The sequence below is a fragment of the Pedobacter insulae genome (assembly GCF_900113525.1).
In the GTDB taxonomy this organism is placed as follows: domain Bacteria; phylum Bacteroidota; class Bacteroidia; order Sphingobacteriales; family Sphingobacteriaceae; genus Pedobacter; species Pedobacter insulae.
The window spans coordinates 52,004-70,373 of the sequence record NZ_FOPP01000002.1; the positions used below are offsets into that span (position 1 = coordinate 52,004).

19 protein-coding genes are annotated in these 18,370 nt (G+C 37.7%); 5 read left to right on the forward strand and 14 right to left on the reverse strand.

Annotated features, from left to right (window positions below):
* Positions 1-5 precede the first annotated feature (5 nt).
* Positions 6-1,337, reverse strand: coding sequence for an L-lysine 6-transaminase (gene lat, locus BM207_RS03100; protein WP_090992113.1), 1,332 nt, complete (start codon positions 1,335-1,337; stop codon positions 6-8).
* A 319-nt stretch (positions 1,338-1,656) separates the two neighbouring features.
* Positions 1,657-2,793, reverse strand: coding sequence for a serine hydrolase domain-containing protein (locus tag BM207_RS03105; protein ID WP_090992114.1), 1,137 nt, complete (start codon positions 2,791-2,793; stop codon positions 1,657-1,659).
* A 141-nt stretch (positions 2,794-2,934) separates the two neighbouring features.
* Between BM207_RS03105 and BM207_RS03110 the strand changes: the two genes are divergently transcribed.
* Positions 2,935-3,261, forward strand: a complete 327-nt coding sequence (locus tag BM207_RS03110; RefSeq protein WP_090992115.1) for a hypothetical protein — start codon at positions 2,935-2,937, stop codon at positions 3,259-3,261.
* On the opposite strand, the gene BM207_RS03115 is transcribed toward BM207_RS03110, so the two are convergent.
* Together BM207_RS03115 and BM207_RS03120 are read right to left on the reverse strand one after the other, a co-directional pair.
* Entirely contained in the window at positions 3,254-4,123 is an 870-nt protein-coding gene (locus BM207_RS03115; protein WP_090992116.1) for a 1-aminocyclopropane-1-carboxylate deaminase/D-cysteine desulfhydrase, read from the reverse strand. The two genes, BM207_RS03110 and BM207_RS03115, sit on opposite strands and share 8 nt — an antisense overlap.
* Positions 4,123-5,160, reverse strand: a complete 1,038-nt coding sequence (locus BM207_RS03120) for a DUF6588 family protein (RefSeq protein ID WP_090992117.1) — start codon at positions 5,158-5,160, stop codon at positions 4,123-4,125. The genes BM207_RS03115 and BM207_RS03120 overlap by 1 nt, the downstream gene beginning before the upstream one ends.
* Before the next feature lie 293 nt (positions 5,161-5,453).
* On the opposite strand from BM207_RS03120, the gene BM207_RS03125 reads away from it, so the two are divergent.
* Both BM207_RS03125 and BM207_RS03130 read left to right on the forward strand, forming a co-directional pair.
* Positions 5,454-6,488 carry an RluA family pseudouridine synthase gene (locus BM207_RS03125; RefSeq protein ID WP_090992118.1) on the forward strand — a complete coding sequence of 345 codons (1,035 nt, stop codon included), beginning with the start codon at positions 5,454-5,456 and terminating at the stop codon, positions 6,486-6,488.
* A gap of 1 nt (position 6,489) precedes the next feature.
* A complete protein-coding gene (locus tag BM207_RS03130) occupies positions 6,490-7,335 on the forward strand; it encodes an aminotransferase class IV (RefSeq protein ID WP_090992119.1) in 846 nt (281 codons plus the stop codon).
* Positions 7,336-7,352: 17 nt separating this feature from the next.
* On the opposite strand, the gene fmt is transcribed toward BM207_RS03130, so the two are convergent.
* Positions 7,353-8,267, reverse strand: coding sequence for a methionyl-tRNA formyltransferase (gene fmt / locus BM207_RS03135; RefSeq protein WP_090992120.1), 915 nt, complete (start codon positions 8,265-8,267; stop codon positions 7,353-7,355).
* 59 nt (positions 8,268-8,326) lie between these two features.
* Between fmt and BM207_RS03140 the strand changes: the two genes are divergently transcribed.
* Positions 8,327-9,376 carry a DNA topoisomerase IB gene (locus BM207_RS03140; RefSeq protein ID WP_090992121.1) on the forward strand — a complete coding sequence of 350 codons (1,050 nt, stop codon included), beginning with the start codon at positions 8,327-8,329 and terminating at the stop codon, positions 9,374-9,376.
* A gap of 8 nt (positions 9,377-9,384) precedes the next feature.
* On the opposite strand, the gene BM207_RS03145 is transcribed toward BM207_RS03140, so the two are convergent.
* Both BM207_RS03145 and BM207_RS03150 read right to left on the reverse strand, forming a co-directional pair.
* Positions 9,385-9,591 (reverse strand): hypothetical protein, encoded by a 207-nt coding sequence (locus BM207_RS03145; RefSeq protein ID WP_090992122.1) that lies wholly within the window; start codon positions 9,589-9,591, stop codon positions 9,385-9,387.
* Positions 9,592-9,602: 11 nt separating this feature from the next.
* Positions 9,603-10,835, reverse strand: a complete 1,233-nt coding sequence (locus BM207_RS03150; RefSeq protein ID WP_090992123.1) for a DUF1343 domain-containing protein — start codon at positions 10,833-10,835, stop codon at positions 9,603-9,605.
* A gap of 80 nt (positions 10,836-10,915) precedes the next feature.
* Here BM207_RS03150 and BM207_RS03155 point away from each other — a divergent pair, with 80 nt between their 5' ends.
* A complete protein-coding gene (locus BM207_RS03155; protein WP_090992124.1) occupies positions 10,916-12,130 on the forward strand; it encodes an FtsX-like permease family protein in 1,215 nt (404 codons plus the stop codon).
* On the opposite strand, the gene truA is transcribed toward BM207_RS03155, so the two are convergent.
* The 7 genes from truA to BM207_RS03190 all read right to left on the reverse strand — a co-directional run bounded on the left by truA (position 12,123) and on the right by BM207_RS03190 (position 18,259).
* Entirely contained in the window at positions 12,123-12,926 is an 804-nt protein-coding gene (gene truA / locus BM207_RS03160) for a tRNA pseudouridine(38-40) synthase TruA (protein ID WP_090992125.1), read from the reverse strand. The two genes, BM207_RS03155 and truA, sit on opposite strands and share 8 nt — an antisense overlap.
* A gap of 25 nt (positions 12,927-12,951) precedes the next feature.
* A complete protein-coding gene (locus tag BM207_RS03165; RefSeq protein WP_090992126.1) occupies positions 12,952-13,413 on the reverse strand; it encodes a DinB family protein in 462 nt (153 codons plus the stop codon).
* A gap of 13 nt (positions 13,414-13,426) precedes the next feature.
* Complete coding sequence (locus BM207_RS03170) at positions 13,427-13,921, reverse strand: SRPBCC family protein (protein WP_090992127.1); 495 nt, start codon at positions 13,919-13,921, stop codon at positions 13,427-13,429.
* 34 nt (positions 13,922-13,955) lie between these two features.
* Positions 13,956-14,780, reverse strand: coding sequence for a ThuA domain-containing protein (locus BM207_RS03175; protein ID WP_090992128.1), 825 nt, complete (start codon positions 14,778-14,780; stop codon positions 13,956-13,958).
* Between the two features lie 104 nt (positions 14,781-14,884).
* Positions 14,885-17,308, reverse strand: coding sequence for a S9 family peptidase (locus BM207_RS03180; protein ID WP_090992129.1), 2,424 nt, complete (start codon positions 17,306-17,308; stop codon positions 14,885-14,887).
* A gap of 101 nt (positions 17,309-17,409) precedes the next feature.
* Positions 17,410-17,856, reverse strand: coding sequence for a hypothetical protein (locus BM207_RS03185; protein ID WP_090992130.1), 447 nt, complete (start codon positions 17,854-17,856; stop codon positions 17,410-17,412).
* A gap of 10 nt (positions 17,857-17,866) precedes the next feature.
* A complete protein-coding gene (locus tag BM207_RS03190) occupies positions 17,867-18,259 on the reverse strand; it encodes a hypothetical protein (RefSeq protein ID WP_090992131.1) in 393 nt (130 codons plus the stop codon).
* Between the last annotated feature and the right edge of the window lie 111 nt (positions 18,260-18,370).

Below are 18,370 nucleotides of genomic sequence, written 5' to 3' on the forward strand. Positions count from 1 at the left end.
TAGGTTTAAAGACCTGGCAGTATTTTCTCCATTACTTCCATTCCTAAATCAATATGCTGTTTTTCTATACACAAAGCTGGGCGAAAACGGATTGTTTGGTTGCCACAACCTAAAAACATAACATTATTTTCCAATCCTTTTTGGATAAAGGTGTTTCGCATCTCTTTGTTGGGAAGATCAAATGATGCTAAGAGGCCCCTGCCGCGGACATTTATCATTTTATCATGTTTTTGTGCAAGGGCATTTAGTTTATCGGTTAAATATTTCCCCACCGTAGCTGCATTCTCACAAAGTTTATCTTCCGCAACAATTTGTAAGATTTGAGTGGATCGAACCATATCTACCAAATTACCTCCCCAGGTAGAATTAATGCGAGAAGGAACCTTAAATACGTTTGTTTCGATTTCATCAACCTTGCTGCCTACAAGGATGCCACATATCTGCATCTTCTTGCCAAATGCAATGATGTCAGGCCTGGCTTGTTCATTAAAATGTTGATGGCACCAGAACTTTCCTGTTAAACCAACTCCGGTTTGAATTTCATCGTAAATTAAAAATGCTTCATTTTCGTCTGCAAGTTGGCGTAATTGAATTAAGAATTCTTCACGTAGGTGATTGTCACCACCTTCAGATTGAATAGGCTCTATAATAATCGCACAAATATCATCTTTATGATCTGCAAATGCTTGTTTAATTTGAGCAATAGAAATTTCTTCGGTAGAAATTGCCTGCGCTAAATTATCACCATCTAAAGGGAATTTCACTTCAGGTACTATCACCCTTGGCCAATCAAATTTGGCAAACCATTTTGTCTTATCTGGTAAGGTATTGGTTAAACTAAGTGTATACCCACTTCTACCATGAAATGCTTTCTCGAAATGCAAAACTTTAAACCCTTTTTCTTCTTTGTAACCCTTCGCAAAATTCTTTTGAACCTTCCAATCCATCGCCACTTTAATAGCATTCTCAACGGCCAATGCACCACCGGCAATAAAAAAGGCATGAGGCAAGTAGGATGGAATACCAATTTTTGAAAATGTTGCTACAAATTCTGCATATTGTTGGGTGTAAACATCAGCATTGGATGGATTGGCGATTGCTGCAAGCAGCAGGTTTTTCTTAAAATTCTCATCATTCACCATTTTTGGATGGTTGTAACCGAGAGGTACTGATGCAAAGCAAGTAAAAAAATCTAATAGCCTACGTTTATATTTTGAATCATAAATATAGGCTCCTTCACTTTTTTCCATATCATAAGTTAAGTCGAATCCATCTGCAAGGATATGTTGCTGTAAGGTCTTACTTACTTGATCTGGTGATATACTAAGTTGATACATAACAATATATTTGGGTATCTCAAAAGTAGTGAAAAGTGCCTAATTATCAAATTTAAGCACTATTTTGATAACGTCTTCAAAATATAGGTTTAAACGATTTAAAGTATGTTTTTGGGGAAATATTTTGCAAGTTGTAACGAATGTGGAAAAATAAAAAAGGTTCATATCTTTTTATGAACCTTTTTTAACTATTTATGGTGTGCCTGCCCTACACGGATTACCCGTTCACAGGACTTTTTTTGTCGCCTTTATGATGATAACAAGCTAGGCATTTAATGGTTTTAATTTGAATAAAACTTTTACACATCTGTGGATAAATCTATTTGACTAAATTTTCATATAAAACGTTAAAACTCGACTTAATGATATTATTGAAACCATCCGTATAGCCTCCGTTGGTTCCATTGGTAATTACTACCATGCCAAATTTCTCCTTAGGATCAAAAAACATGGCGCTAAAAAGGCCGTAGGCCGAACCTGTATGTCCTTTTAACGTTTTTCCGTTAATTAATTTATCAGTGGTGGTAATAGCGAGTCCATAAGTTTCTTTATCCGAAATTTTTGTCTGCATCAATTTCGCATACTTTTTGGTGATAATTCGTTTGCCATCGTATTTACCGTAGTACATATGCATGGTCATGTATTTTGCCAAGTCCGTTGCAGATATTTTCATTCCGCCGGTAGGCGAAAAGATCGGGGTACTATAACCCATCACATAATTGTTGATTTCTTCAGTTCGAGGTGCATACGCCATTGGTGAAGGAACAAATTTTTTCTCCGAGGCATTGTATTCGTACAGCGTAGTAAAAAGCGCTGGATTCAGTGATTCGACCCAATATCCGCCATAAAGGCCTAGAGGATTTAATACATGGTTTTTAATATAGCTATCAAAGCGCTCGCCAGTTATTTTTTCAATCACCGCACCAACCATATTGAAATTTAAGTTACAATAGGCATATCCTTTTCCCGGCTCATAATCATTATAACATTTTTCCCAATTTTTACCCTTTTCCGGATTAATTACGTCTAGATTAAAGTAGCCTTCGCTGTCGTTAATGCTTGAAGTATGAGAGAGTATCATTTTTAAGGTGATAATGGTTTCTGGAAACTTGGGGTTTCTAACCTTAAAACCTACCAATTTGCTAAAGTCATCTGCAAGGGTTAGTTTTTTGGCTGCTGCCAATTGCATGATGGCAGTTGCCGAAAATGATTTGGAAATGGACGCAATTCTAAAAATATCCCCGTTACTTAATGGAATGTTTTTTCCCACATCTTTAGCGCCAAACGAGTGGGCATAAATTATTTTTCCATTCTTTACAACGGCCACTGCTAAGCCAACTGTATTAGTCTTTTCAACAAGCGCTTGTAACTCAGCTTCTGTTTTGGTAAACTGACTAAAAGCGAGGGTCGACGCCAATAAAATAGCTAGCGTGGTAAAAATTTTCTTACGAAGCATAATTTTATAATTAATTAGCTAAATATAGCTAATAATGCATCTGTTTGAAAATTAAAGCCTTACTGAAAATGTAAAAAAATTGACAATTTATTTCACTAATCCAATAAATAAAAACCTATATTTGCTAATATTTTTAGTAAAATGATTGTAACAGTTGTACCCTTTTTTGATTTCGAAGTTCTGCCTGATCAACCTTTAAAGAAGGTTATGACAGCGCGATTGAAGCGGCTTGCTGAGGAGTTGCAAACTATTCATTTGAAAGAATTAGAATTTGTCGAACCCTTTTTAGCAGACGTGGTAATCTATTTATCTTACAACAGTAAATACACCATTCGTTGGCGAATTGCAAACGATGTATCAAAGGAAGTGGAAATTATGGTGGCAGATGCCTGCGCCCGTTTAGGCTATATTTATTGGAAAACCGCTACCTTAAATGTATTCAAGGGAAGTGATAACCAACTTAAGTAAACAATTTTTCTTTCATTCCCATTATTCCGAGTAGGCCCCCACTATGGATAGCAAGGATATTTGCGTCTTTTTTAAGTTTGCCTATGTTTATCAAATCATAAATAGCGTAAAACATTTTGCCAGTATAAACGGGATCTATCAATAAGCCAGTGCTTGCCGTAAAATTCTTAATAAAATCGATTAAATCAGGAGTAGTTTTAGCATAACCCCCAAAGTGATAGTCTACATGTAACTGAAGTTTGCTTAGGTCTTTTTCATAGTTATTGATTTCTTCCGCTATAAAATCTCCATTTTTTAATGCAGGAATTACGTGTAAAGTAGTTGATAGTCCTGCTTCATTAATTCCCCGTAATAAACCAGCAGCAGTAGTACCCGTACCAGCGGCACAGAAAATATGATCGTATGTATCAGTGATTTCACTTATTATATCGGCACATCCCTTCACCGCTTCTTCACTAGCGCCCCCCTCATCTATAAAGTAGCTTTCAGGATCTTCACTGAAGACTTTCGCATATAAAAGCCTTTTGTCGCGGTAACTCTCTCGGTCTACAAAAATTAGTTGCATACCGAAGAGCTGGCATAACACTAACATTTCATTTGTCACTTTTTCGCCGCGTACAAATGCGGTAGACTTCAGCTCGTTTCGAGCAGCACAGGCGGCTGTTGCAACGAGGTGATTGGAATAGGCGCCCCCAAAAGTTACCAGATGAGACTTTTTATTTGCGAATACGTCAGCTAAAACATATTTAAGTTTTCTCCATTTATTGCCAGAAATATAAGGGTCTATCAAATCATCACGTTTAACGGAAATCTGGGTTAGCGCTTGGTAGTTAAGTCGATGAATCGGACTATATATATACATTATTTTCCGGTCCCAAAACCTATTCCGATGTTGCCATAACTATATTTTGCTTGGGTATAGGATGCAAAGATCTTAAAAAAAGCTAAATTCAGTTGGAAACCTAAACTCGCTTTTAGGCCACTAATGTCTGTTTGATCTAGTGAAATCGGATCTTTATAAGTCTGCTTCCCAGTTGGCGTTTGTGGGGTAACGGGTACGTCAAACTCATAATAACCCAAGGCATTTAATTTTGATGAAGAGCGATGGATGCCAATGCTCGCAAACGGCGTAAAAAACAATAGTTTTTTTGAGACGATTGCTTCTGCACTGTATCCTTTCATTTTAACATCAACAACTTGATCTGCTGTTGGTTGATTGTCAATTTCTAGGGGAATATTAAAGTTGAGGGTGGTATATCCAACGGCTAAGGCTAAGTCTACTGGAGTAGCCTTATATTTTTTTCCCATTAATAGTGGTAATAGTTCAAATTTTGCCCCTGCACCGAACAGATTAAGTTTACCGTCTTCAATTTTTATATCCGGGACTAATCGCAGAGAAACATCAATGTGCTTAGGCAAACCTACAGTTAACTGAACTTGCGGAGAGGGCACGAAATTTAATCCTGTACCTTCTGGCAATCGAAAAGTTGCAGGATCTGGATCGGGTAAGCTACTGTTGTAAATCTCCATTAATGGCCCCTCTATATCTTTACCAAAAGCAGTTGGTCCGATAGATCTATTAGGGTCAACTGGTCTGATGTTTTCCAGACCTAATGTTTTAACATCATAAGCTTTATCTGAATTGGGAACAAAAGCTGCAGTTGCTGTGATTCTTAAGTCAAATCGAAGTGTTTTTTTTGTTTTTGCGGTATTGGTCCACCCGGAGTTTAAACCAACTCCGAGTCCCTTGAATAAAGGATTAATGTACGCATTTACTAATTTTGCTGCATCATTTGGGCCCGATTGAAATAAATCGCCCAAATCATTTTGGCTGAATGCAGAAAGTGGATAAAGGAGAAAGATGAATATTTTAAGGCTAGCACTTATTTTTACTTTCATATACCTGATTGGTTATCAGGGTCTAAAATAGATTTTTCTAATCAGATAAGGAAAAAAATTAATAACTATTTTAAAGTTTTCGGTAATGGTTTTCATAAAGTTAAGTGTTTACCCGGACTTCTGAGCAAAAAATAAGCCAAAAATAATTTTACAAATTATCAAATTGTTAATCATATTTTTGCGGTGAGAACCTTAAATAGGAAAATGCTTAGTTTTGATACATTGAAATATGTTTTTCAAAATATGTCATAGTTTTAAAGCGCTTCAACAATTAAAATAAAAATCAAATAAAGATGAAAAATGAAACTTTTGAGCAAGGTGAAGATGAACAAGATTTATTTGAACATTTCAATATTGTTGTAGATAAAGGACAGTCCTTGCTTAGGATTGACAAGTTTTTAATGCACCGTATAGTGAATGCTTCACGCAATAGAATTCAAAATGCGATTGATGCTGGTAATGTGCTGGTTAATAAAGGCGTAGTGAAATCTAGCTATAAGGTTAAGCCCGCTGATGAGATTTCTATTGTATTTGCGCATCCACCACGTGATACTGAAGTATATCCCGAAAATATTCCAATAGACATTGTTTATGAGGATGAGGATTTATTAGTAGTGAATAAGCCCGCTGGGATGGTTGTGCATCCAGGGTTCAATAATTATACTGGTACATTAGTAAATGCCCTGGCTTACCATTTTGAACAATTACCCACATTACCGGGCAATGATGGTAGACCGGGTTTGGTACATCGCATAGACAAGGATACTTCTGGCTTGCTATTGATCAGCAAGAATGAGATTACGATGACGAAGTTGGCAAAGCAGTTTTTCGACCATACAATAACACGTAAATATATTGCGTTAGCTTGGGGAGATATTGAGAAAGCGGGTAGGATAGAAGGTTATATTGGCCGTAGCTTGAAGAATCGAATTATAATGGATATGTATGACGATGACGAAAAAGGTAAATGGTCTGTGACTAATTATAGTATTTTAGAACGCCTAGGCTATGTAACGTTGATAACCTGCCAATTGGAAACAGGTCGTACGCACCAAATTAGAGCACATATGAAACATATTGGTCATCCCTTGTTTAGTGACGCGAATTATGGCGGTGATAAGATCTTAAAAGGTACAACCTTTACAAAATATAAGCAATTTGTAAGCAATTGCTTTGATATGATGCCGAGGCAGGCTCTCCATGCAAAAACGTTGGGGTTCGTTCACCCCACCACTAAGGAATATATGGAGTTTGAAGCGCCTCTGCCAGCTGATTTTGATGCTGTATTAACTAAATGGAGAAATTATAGCCTACAGCCTCAGCAATAAGATGTCGAATTTTATTTTATTTAACGATGAGTTTATTCAATCCGATCAAGCAGTTTTAAAATCGAGCAATAGAGGTTTTAAATTTGGCGATGGGGTTTTTGAGTCGATGCGAATGTGTAATGGGGTGTTACAGTTTGCTGAAAATCATGCGGATAGATTGAGAGCTGCGATGAAAGCGCTTAAGATGGATAGCTATGAGCTGTTTGACGATTACTTTTTAAAGCAAAAAGCAGTTGAACTGGCAAGAAGGAATAAATTTACTGGAAACGGACGCTTTAGACTCTCCGTTTTTAGAGAAGGTGAAGGTCTATATTCACCCCTAAGTAATAAACCTGGGTTCATACTCGAGGCCGTTGTGTTGCCTGATGGGAATTATGAACTGAATAGAAAGGGGCTGATTATTGATGTGTACGACGAGTTGACAAAACCCATTAATAAATTATCAAATTATAAAACCAGTAATTCACTTTTATATGTGATGGCTGGTTTATATCAGAAACAATACCGTTTGGATGAGGCAATTATCTTAAATCAAAACGGGTTTTTATGTGAGAGTACAAGTTCAAATGTTTTTGTAGTATATCAGAACCAAATTTATACTGCTGCATTGTCAGAAGGTTGCGTCGCGGGCGTGATGCGCAGTGTAGTGCTAAAAATTGCTAAAATGAATGATATTCCGGTAATTGAAGCGCAAATTAGTCCCGAAATTTTGAAACAAGCAGAAGAGGTTTTTGTAACCAATGCTAGTTCTGGAATTAGGTGGGTAATGGGGTACGGAAAGAAGCGCTATTTTAATGAAATGGCTAAAGTTTTAAGCGCAAAGTTGAATGATCTGCGAAGTTTTTAAAGTGTGTTAGTGCTAGCTTACAACCTCATTCCTCTCAGAAATTCCTCGACAAGCATTCTCTTTTTACCTTCGAATTGCAAATCTGTAATTTTTATAAAGCCGTCTTGGGTTGCAAATTTCAAATATGTTTTACCGTCTGATAAAAATGCTCCGGTAGAAATGCCAGGCTCCTTATTTTCCATCTCTGCCTTAAATATTTTTAGGTTTTTATCGTTTAACGTTGTAAAGGCTGTGGGATACGGACTTAATCCTCGAATATGGTTATAAACGATTTGGTTTTTTTGGTTCCAATTAACTTTACAAAAATCTTTAAATATTTTGGGCGCGCTTTTCAATTCGTCGCTGGCTGATTGCGATTGCGGTACCTCATGATAATCGTTGGCTTCAATGGCTTTAACAGTTTTTACCAATAAATTGGCGCCGACAACCATTAGTTTGTCGTGTAAACTTCCAGCAGTTTCACTGTCTTGAATAGCTATAGAGTCAGAAAAAATAATATCACCCGTATCAATTTCCTGCTTTAAAAAAAAGGTTGTGACCCCGGTTTCTTTTTCACCGTTAATGATCACATGATTGATTGGTGCAGCACCGCGGTATTGCGGTAATAAAGAGCCGTGGAGATTGATTGTCCCCATTTTGGGCATTTGCCAAACCAGCTCCGGTAACATCCTAAAGGCTACTACTACAAATAAATCAGCTTCCAAACTTCGTAATGCTTCAACAAAAACAGGATCTTTAAGTTTTAGAGGTTGCAGCACCTTAAGGCCTTGGGCGACTGCATATTTTTTTACGGCGCTTTCTTGTAGTTTTTGTCCCCGTCCGGCTGGTTTATCGGCTGCGGTTACCACTCCAGCAATCTCAATACCCGCTTGTAATAAGGCACTTAAAGAGGCTACGGCAAAATCGGGCGTACCCATAAAAACTATTTTCATATATGCTTGTTGTTTTAGCAAAATAACTAAAATTTTAACTCATTTTCTTTAAAATTTATATGGTTCCAACTTCCGAGATTATCGCTTCGAGTAGTTTAGTATTTGTCCACCCTCAAATGCCAGGTATTTATCGCAAAGGTAAACCGGGTTCATTTTACTATGTCGATAAAACAGGTGCCCGTATTTCAGCTGAAGCAGATCTAGAGCGGATAAAGAAATTAGTGTTGCCTCCTGCCTGGAGGGAAGTTTGGATTTCCTCAAAAAAAAATGGCTACCTGCAGGCTACCGGGATTGATGTTGCCGGAAGAAAGCAGTATCGCTATCATCCAGAGTGGACATCCAGAAGATCGGATCAAAAATATTTTAGGTTGTTAGAATTTGGAAAGGTATTGCCCACTGCCAGAAAGCGAATTGCGAGGGATTTAAGAAGAAAGAATTTGGACGAACGGAAAGTACTTGCGATTTGCACAGATGTTATGCAAAAAACTTTAATTAGAATTGGGAATGAAAGTTATAAAAAAAATTACGGAAGTTATGGACTGAGTACTTTAAAGGATCAACATTTTAAAGAACATAACTCGAAAGCGATGCTGAGCTTTGTGGGTAAAAAGGGTGTGAAACAGGAGATTGAGTTAAATCACAAAAATTTGATCCAATTGATAAAACGCTGCAAAGATATTCCCGGCCAAGAATTATTTCAATTTTATACAGAGAATGGAAAAGCACATAGGCCTGTTGATTCTGGAATGATCAATAACTACATCAGGGAGATCACGAACTGCGATTTTACTGCCAAAGATTTTAGAACCTGGGGAGGAACATTGGAAGCTTTACGACAGCTGGCTTGTTATACGGAGCAATATCCTGAAATGTCGAGAAAGAAAATTATCGTAGAGGTTTTAGATGAGGTAGCCAGAAAGTTAGGGAATACAAGGGCCGTTTGCAAAAGTTCCTATGTTTATCCCATCTTATTGGAACGTTTTGAAAAGGGTGAGTTAGGGAAATATTTGAAAAAGATAAATACCCGCGAATCGAAAAGCGCAGCTGCAATAGAAAATGATGAGAAAGTCTTAATGAAATTTTTAAAGGAAGCTGCTAAAAGTAGTTAGCCCTTATGCTAACTACTTTTAACGGGGTGAACTGGTTGCTCGCTAGTTTCTTTTTGCTTAGCGGGGTTTTTAGTTTTCGCCATGTTGGGAGAGCCTTTGTAAACTTTATCCTCCGGTTTTTTTACGGCCTTATCCCCCTTATCTACTTTGCCTTTTGGTTGAGGCTCCAGATAATTACTAGGCTTTTCACTTTTTTTATGTTCTTCTTTGTTCATAACAACCCAATTTAAGGATAGAGTAAGTACTTTTTACGCATTTGTTTGTACTCGCTCAAGCCTGGTTCCCAACTGGCACGGATTTCTTTTTCTGATTTTCCGGCGATAATTTGTTGTCTAAAGTCGCTCACTCCAACGAGTTTTTCGATCGTACCCATTTGTTTACTCAATTTAGAGTTAAAGAAATCCTCTTTCTGAGGTGATGCTTTATACAATTCAATAACCCACGAGATATTTATTTGTTTGGTTTTTCTAAAAATATCGGTATCATATTTTCTTAAATCTAGGCCGTAACAAACCTCGTTCATAAATATGGGTGTTTCGGCCATTCCTTTAATTCCGGTTGGCGTGTAAGAGAAGTTATATTTTCCTTTGAAGTAAGGGGTGCCCAATACGGTAAAAGGAAATTGGGTGCCACGACCGTGATTGATGTATATGCCTTCAAACAGGCAAGTGCTAGGGTATAATAAGATAGATTGTGCAGTATTTAAGTTTGGAGATGGTTTTACAGGTAGCACGTAAGGCATTTCGTGTGTATAATTAGCATTTTTAATCACCGTGATCTTGCACTTTACTTTATCTTTTAACCATCCTTCACCATTTAGCATGTGTGCATATTCGCCAACTGTTAAGCCATGTACGATAGGAATTGGCTGCAGCCCAATGCCCGACTTATGTTTCGGATCTAAAATTGGGCCATCAATGTAAAAACCATTTGGGTTCGGGCGATCTAAAATCATTACTTCTTTGTTATTAACCGCACAGGCTTCCATTAAATGCTGTAATGAGTTGATATAGGTATAGAAACGAACACCAACGTCCTGTATGTCGAATATGACAACGTCAACGTCTGCCAACTCTTCTTTGGTTGGGGTATTGTGTTTGCCGTACAAGGAAATTTCTTTTATGCCGGTTTTAGCATCAACCGCATCTTCTACGTGTACTCCCGCACTGGCATTCCCTCTAAAACCATGTTCAGGACCAAATATTTTAACCAAGTTTATTTTGTTCCTTAAAAGCACATCAACCGTTGTTTCATCGCCAATTATGGAAGTTTGGTTCGCTAAAATGGCGACACGTTTCCCTTTTAATAAAGGAAAATATTTTTCAGTTTGCTCAGCGCCGGTTTTAAACTTACCTGAAATTGTTTTGCCTGTTGAGGATTTTTGTTTTGCTGTCTGCCCGCATGCCGTTAGTGCGAAAACAGAAAGTAAGAGGGCAAACGCAATAGTTTTTTTCTTCATCTTTATAGGTTTTTAAAAGTATTATGCGTTAAATCAAAATCGAATTAGCACTTTTGCTAAGTTACAAATTATTATAAATTTTGAACATAGCTTATTTTATATCAAGGCGAATAGCCATTAAATCAGAACGCACTTTCTCTAAATTGATTGTACGCATTGCTATTGCTGGGGTAATGTTGAGCCTTGCGGTGATGATTTTGTCGGTAGCCATTATCACTGGATTTAAAACTGAAATTCGTGATAAGGTAAGAGGCTTTATTGGCGATATTCAAATTTATCGCTATGATTTAAATGGTTCTTTTGAAAAAGCACCTTTCGTGCCAAATGACACCACGCTTGCTAACCTGCGCAACAATCCAGATGTTGCCTCCTTCTATCCTTTTGCTACCAAGCCTGCAATAATTGCGGCGAATGAAGAAGTAGAGGGAATCAATTTTAAAGGGATTGATAAAACTTATGATTGGGAGTTTATCAAGAAGCATTTGGTGAGCGGTACAGTTATCAATTTTAACGACCAAAGTAAAAACCAAATTCTGATATCAGCTTTCACAGCCAACCGCTTAAAACTAAAACTAGGTGATAGTTTTCTCATGCATTTTGTGCAAAATCCGCCAAAACCAAGAAAGTTTATCATTGTTGGGATTTATGATATTGGCATTGAAAACATTGATAAGAGTTTCGCATTGGGAAATATCAATATCATTAGGGGCGTTAACAATTGGGATTCAGGACAGATGGGAGGGATTGAGGTACGAATTAAGCATTTTGAAAATCTAAGGCCCGTAGCGAATGAAGTGTATGCCAATTTAGAACTCAAGCTTAGATCCCGATCTGTTGAAGAAAGTTCACCTGAAATTTTTACCTGGCTTTCATTGTTGGATGTAAATACGAGAGTTCTACTTATTTTAATGATGATTGTGGGGGTAATCAATATGGTAACCGCATTGTTGATTATGATATTGGAGCGGACCACCATGATTGGTTTACTCAAGGCTTTGGGTATTTCCAATTTCAATGTGATGAAAATTTTCTTATACAATGCTATTTACCTGGTGGGCTTCGGACTCATCTTGGGGAATTTATTGGGGCTTGGCCTGGCTTATTTACAGCAATACAAGCATATTTTTAAGTTAGATCAAACCAATTATTATCTTGCCTATGTACCCATAGAAATTCATTTTATGGATGTGCTGTTGCTCAATCTTGCTACGCTCTTTATCTGCTCGCTGGTACTCATTATTCCATCAATGCTAGTGAGTAGGGTTAGTCCTTTAAAAGCGATCAGGTTTAAATAGTTACCGGAACCCAATCTTTTTGTTTTAAGCCACAAAATTCTGTTCTGGTAGGTAAATTTAAATATGGATAGGTAACTTTAGAAAGATACAAGCCATGGGGATGCGCTGGTTCTAATAACTTGGGTGTTTCTTTGGTAACCAGCAAATGTTCAAATTCATCTACGCTCATGTTTCCAGTACCTATTTTTAACAACTTGCCGGTAATAATTCGAATCATCTTCCCTAAAAAACGATTAGAAGAGATATGGAAACGCAAGTTATCTCCATTTGGGGAGCTATATAGAGTGGCTTCTTTCACGTAACAAATCGTATGCTCGTTCTTGTCTGGTGTAGTACAAAGTGCTCTATAATCTTTGTATTTTGGCAGCAGTGCAGCCGCTTTGGCCATTTCATCCAGCTTTAAATTTCTAGCGTTATAATAAGAGCTGAGTTGGCTTAAGAAAGGGTCTTTATAGGTATGCAAGTAATAATCGTATTCCCGTTGCACGGCATCAAATCGGGCGTGAGGTTTTCCATCCATCGGGATGATATCAAAAACGGAGATATTGTGTGGAAGCAATTTATTTAGCCGGAAAATCAGATCAAACTCCCACTGCTCCTCTATATCAACATGAAAAAAGAACTGGCTGGCATGCACCTGCGAATCTGTGCGCCCACACCCGTTAATGGCCAATGGCATTTTAAAAGCCTGGCTTAATTTACTTTCAATAACTTCTTGTACGCTGTTTACTTTTGGCTGCCTTTGCCATCCGCTATAATTGTGCCCATTGTAGGCAATGTGAAAGAAGTATCTCAATTATTTTTATTTATTTATTTATTTATTATACCAGTTTTTTTAACGAGATACTGCAACCATAATGTAGGGCATCATGGGACACAATAAAGACTAATGCATCATTTAAATTGGATAAAGTAAACCCTGCATAAGTAGAGATGGTATAAGGTGTATAATTAACAAATAATCCATTTTTTAAGTCCATTTCTAATTGGTCGATGGTGCTTAACATAGAGTCTTTTAAAAGACTGATTTCCTCCTTGTTGATATAGCTTTCAGGTCTGGAGCCATTTTTATAACGATCAATTAAATCCTCATTGATTACGAATTTTTGGCCAGCCAGGCGGTAGCACAATATCTGCTGACTCACAATAACGTGTCCTAACTGCCAAGCCAAGTTGTTATTAAATCCAGGAGGGATGGCGTTTAACTGATCAACCGTTAACTGGTCTAGCATGCTTAACCATTTTGAACGGCAAGCTTTGATAACTTCTATTATTTTGTTCATTTCACGAAATTTTTTAATTATTTAACATCGGTTTAAAACGATTGTCTTTATTTCTTAGATCTAGGCCACCTTCATAAACCGATTTTAAATTTACCAGATAAAATGACCAGCCATTGTGACAACCTAACCGAATATTTCTTTTGCTATTCTCATCTGTTGGGATGTTTTTGTGCGTTAAAGTAACTACTGTATGGTCAAATTCTTCATTCAACTTAATGGTAACCAAACAATCTCCCGCAAAGGTAAATTCAAAAATATCCTGTCCATTGGCCTGCGTTATTCTTCCGCTCTCGGTATCTTCATACAAAAACCAACGCCAAAAATAGGTGTCATTTTCTCGTAGCCTTTCGTTGCCGCTAACTTTGCCATCCTGAGGTCGGGAATAAATTGCTTCACTTAGAAACCATTTTTCAATCTCTGCACTTTGGGTCCACGCATTGTAAAGTGTCTGAATGTCAGCTTTAATTGCAATTCTTAGCGTAAAAGATGTCCAGTCAAAATTTTCCATCTGTATGAGTATTTGGCTCAAATATAGAGAATGGTTACCTTTTCCCCAACCACATTACACTATTCAAAATCATTTTATTTTGATTTTTACTTCCAAAACTTGATGAAAGGGAGGTGGTAGTTTTACCATATTTATGTTCATAATCCATATCATTATGTCCCATATTTATATAAACCATCTTATAATTTTTGTTACTCCAAACTACGGGATAGTAACCACTTTGCCATATTTCGTGGGCTTTTGGTCCCGTCCCTAAAGGAAAGCTGCTTGTATCAATTGCTAAAAGAATTTTAATATTAGCATTTTGGCGTAAATCATTTTCCCATCTGTACCATTCATTTGGTTGAGCCTTAAATTTTTTTGGTAGATTTTTAGTAACGGGGTGTTTTTTATCTTCAACCTTTAGTATCGCAGAGGTTGGTCGCCAGGTATTGCTCGCGTATACTCCAGACCCTAAAAATTCATGATGATACCAATTCCAGTTTTGTGGGTAACTAGAGGGGGTAAGTGCAAAAGCAGAAAAGTGAAAACCTAACCATGCTCCACCATTTTTTATATAATTTTCGAAGGCTGTTCTTTGCTCAGGCGCTTCCGGTCTGGTATCAAGAAATACAACTACTTCATAATTCGTCAAAAATTGAGCGTTCATGTTAGCCCAATTGGCAGTGGAATCATAATTGAAGCCATGATTTTTGGCCATTTTGGTAAACCATTTATTCGCTTCCTGAACGAAACTTATATGCGCTTGATCATTTTTTCCGGTATAAAATGCAATTACGCTGAATTTTGGTTTTTGAGCACAAACGGAGAAGCTAATTACAAAGCTTATGAAGAAAATGAGTCTATTGATTTTGAACATAATTTTTGTTTTTTGCCTTGCCTATATAATCACATAGGCACATAGAACGCTATTTAATGTGTCTTATGTGCCTGTGTGATTATTTTAAATAACTAGCGAAACTTTTACTTTGCCACCGTTGGTTTAGCATTTTTCACATAAGTGTCCAGCCAAGTGTTTATTTCCCATAACTGGTGTAAAATATTTTCCTTTGCGCGGTAACCATGTGCTTCGTAAGGAAGATAAACAAAACGGGTTGTTCCACCATGTCCTTTAATGGCAGCGAATAAACGTTCGCTATTAATTGGAAAAGTTCCCTGGTTATCGTCCATTTCGCCATGAATTAATAAGATCGGTGTTTTAATTTTATCTGCGTAACTAAAGGGACTCATCTCATAATACAGTTGAGGTGCCTGCCAATAGGTGCGGTCTTCGTTTTGGAAGCCAAATGGGGTAAGCGTTCTATTATAGGCACCACTACGGGCTATACCCGCTTTGAATAAATTGGTGTGTGCCAATAAATTCGCAGTCATAAATGCTCCGTAACTATGACCGCCAACAGCCATGCGGTTTCTATCACCCACTCCCATTTCAGAAAGTTTGCTGATAGCAGCTTCGGCGTTCAGTTTCAATTGTTCAACAAAAGTATCATTAGGCCTCTTACCTTCTTTAGCCACAATCGGCATTTCCGCATTGTCCAATACAGCATAACCCTGTGTCACAAAGAATAAAGGTCCGCCGGAACTAATCGTCGTAAATTTATCTTGCGATCCTCTAATTTGTGCCGCATCTGCAGCCGAGTTAAATTCACGTGGATAAGCCCATATCAGAACAGGTAGTGGTCCATCTTTTGCCTTGTCATATCCTTTAGGCAAGTATAAATCGCCTGTTAAGTCAATCCCGTCAGCCCGTTTATAAGCTATTTTTTCTTTTTTAACTCCCTCCATTTGTGGGTAAGGGTTAGTAAAGGCGGTAATTGGCTGATCGGCCGTACGAAGGATCAAGTTTTTAATGAAGTAATTAGGCACGTCTTTCTGACTTTCTTTACGGGTAAGAAGTACTAATTTTTGAGGATCCAATACATCAGTAACCATTTCGAATGTACCTGGTTGTGCGCGCCATAAAATTTCAGATTTTTTGCTCGCTAGATCAAACTTTGCCAAGAAAGGTAAATCCCCTTTAGCAGATGCTCCTGTTGTATTGTTCAATAATAATTTAGCGCCATTGTCTGTTGTTAAAATTACTTGGCGGCCAAATTTATTTTTCTCTGTTACCGGGCTTCCAGGATTGTTGTAAGCATCGGTGGTATTTAACTCATATAGCGTTTCTACATCACCTGTGCTGGGATTGAAACGACTTAATCTAGACATCTGCTTGGCTCTCGAATTTTCTCTCACCAATGCGAAGGAAGCATTGCCCCAGGTTATGCCGCCGAACCTCATTTTTGTTTTGAGCAACTCTTTGGGAGTTCCAGTAAAAGGGGCTGTTAAGGCCACTACTGCATCGTGATACTCCACATTCTTTTTTATAAGACCACTATCCAACGCTACGGTCCAGGTAATGGTTGCCGCTTCATCATCTCTCCAATCGAAACCACGAGGCACATTTTGCACGTTATCATTACCTGATGGCCTAACCTCTGTTGAGGGTAGATCAGCAAGTAATTTAACCAATTTGCCAGCTCTGTCCGTAATGCTTACTGTAGAGGGAAATCCATAAGCAGATACCAGATAGGAAAACGGTTTCTTGATGGTTCGCGTCATTAAATAATTTTTATCAGGCGACAAGCTAACGCTACTATAGATATTTGGTTTACCTATTGGGGTCTCCACACCACCTTTGTTTTGTATCAACTGCGAGGTCGCATAGAACTCAAATAACTGCTCATCATAAGGCGACTTGATTAGATCTTGCAGTGTTGGACTAGGAGCGGCCTTGCCTAAACTTTGTTGTACAGTTGGTCCCTTAGGCGCTAGCGGACGAGCGGGAGCTAAGTTAGCTGCTTTGGTTGCCACCCGATACAGCAATGTGTTTTCATCAACCCATGTTGCACCACCACCCATAATTACATTCAGGGGCTGTTTATTTGTTTTAATGGCTTTTCCCGTAGCCACATCGATAATGTATAAGTCTACACGGTTTTGCGAAGTATGGGTAACTGCAATTTTAGTCTCATTAGGGCTCCAATTTGCAGTACTGGCATAAAGCGGGCTGGGTAAACCGGTTACGGCCAAAGTTTTTCCAGTTTTAATATTCTTTAAGTTAAAACTGTTGATATACGTTTGCCGGCTTGGCGAATAGTTGTTAGGATTAATCCGCATCCCAGCTATACGATATTCTGGCATTGCTAGCTCTTCAATGGAGGGATAAGAATTACGTTCACTAAACAACATCCATTCCGCCTTACTGTCAATGCTCACATTAGGCGTAGATTTAGCTAATAATAAGTCGGCAATCGCTTTTGGAGGAGTTTGATAGTTTACTGCATCCTGAGCGAAGGCGCCAGTGATTGACGCAGTTAAAAAAAGATTTAAAATGATTTTCTTCATGTCAATACATTAAGATTTAAACTTAAGGTATTTTTGAATGGAATTTAGGTTTGTATCAAAAATTTGATATATCAAGCAAGAAAACTTACATTAATTCCCCTTTATTTTGTAATGATTATCTTAGCTTTTGAAGGTTCGGATACTGACTTATTTAATGTTGGATAAGGTGTGACCTCCTGCAGTTTTATTTTATAAGTTTTACCGTTTAAAATGATGGTATTAGGCAGGTTAACAGATAGTATTTCGCAGGCGCCAATACACATCGTAATATCCTGTTCTTTATTTTCTTCCTTAAAATTAACTTTTAACATGGCATAGCCGCTCCAAACACAATCTGCATTTACCGGACAACGGCTATCTGTAAAATTAGTTGCGGTTATAGCTATTTTTTCTCCTTCAAATGCAGCGGTTTTAGTTTCGTTTTCGGTCAATAGGAGGGTCTCAGCAGATCCGAGAGACCCCGACTTTTCACAAGCTTGAATAAATATTAAACAGGAAAGAAAAACAATAACACCTAGTAAAATTGTTTTGATTTTTTTGATAGCCATAGGACGTTCGTTATTTAATTTTTTTTAATCTGTATTGATAATAATTATGCTTTAACTGTACCAAAAAGTACTTATTCAATAGTAGACTATCTCCTTTAATTTGATAGCCATAGTCTCCATTCAGTATAGTATTCCAGTCGAAATTTGCAGTGTAAAAAAGTTCGTCGACAAAGGTAACTTGGTTGCTGTTTACCACTTCAAAAGATCCGCGTCCGGCTCCTCCCTTTGTAGTGGTAAATCGCTTAGCTTCTAAGGTAACCTCAAAATCGGTTCTTTTTTCCTTATTATCTACCAATGTACTAAAGGTACCCACATAGGTGCCATCTGGCAGATTCGGATTGCTTTCTTTTTTGCATCCCGAAAAGGTTAAGGTTAAAAGCGCTAAATAAAGTAATCTTTTCACGTGTTTTGGAGAATTTATATCACTAATACGAGACTGGCGATTATTACGTTACAGTCGAAAATATTTTTTGCATCTTACCTTTGGTGATTTGGTAAGTAGCGCTTGTTTGTT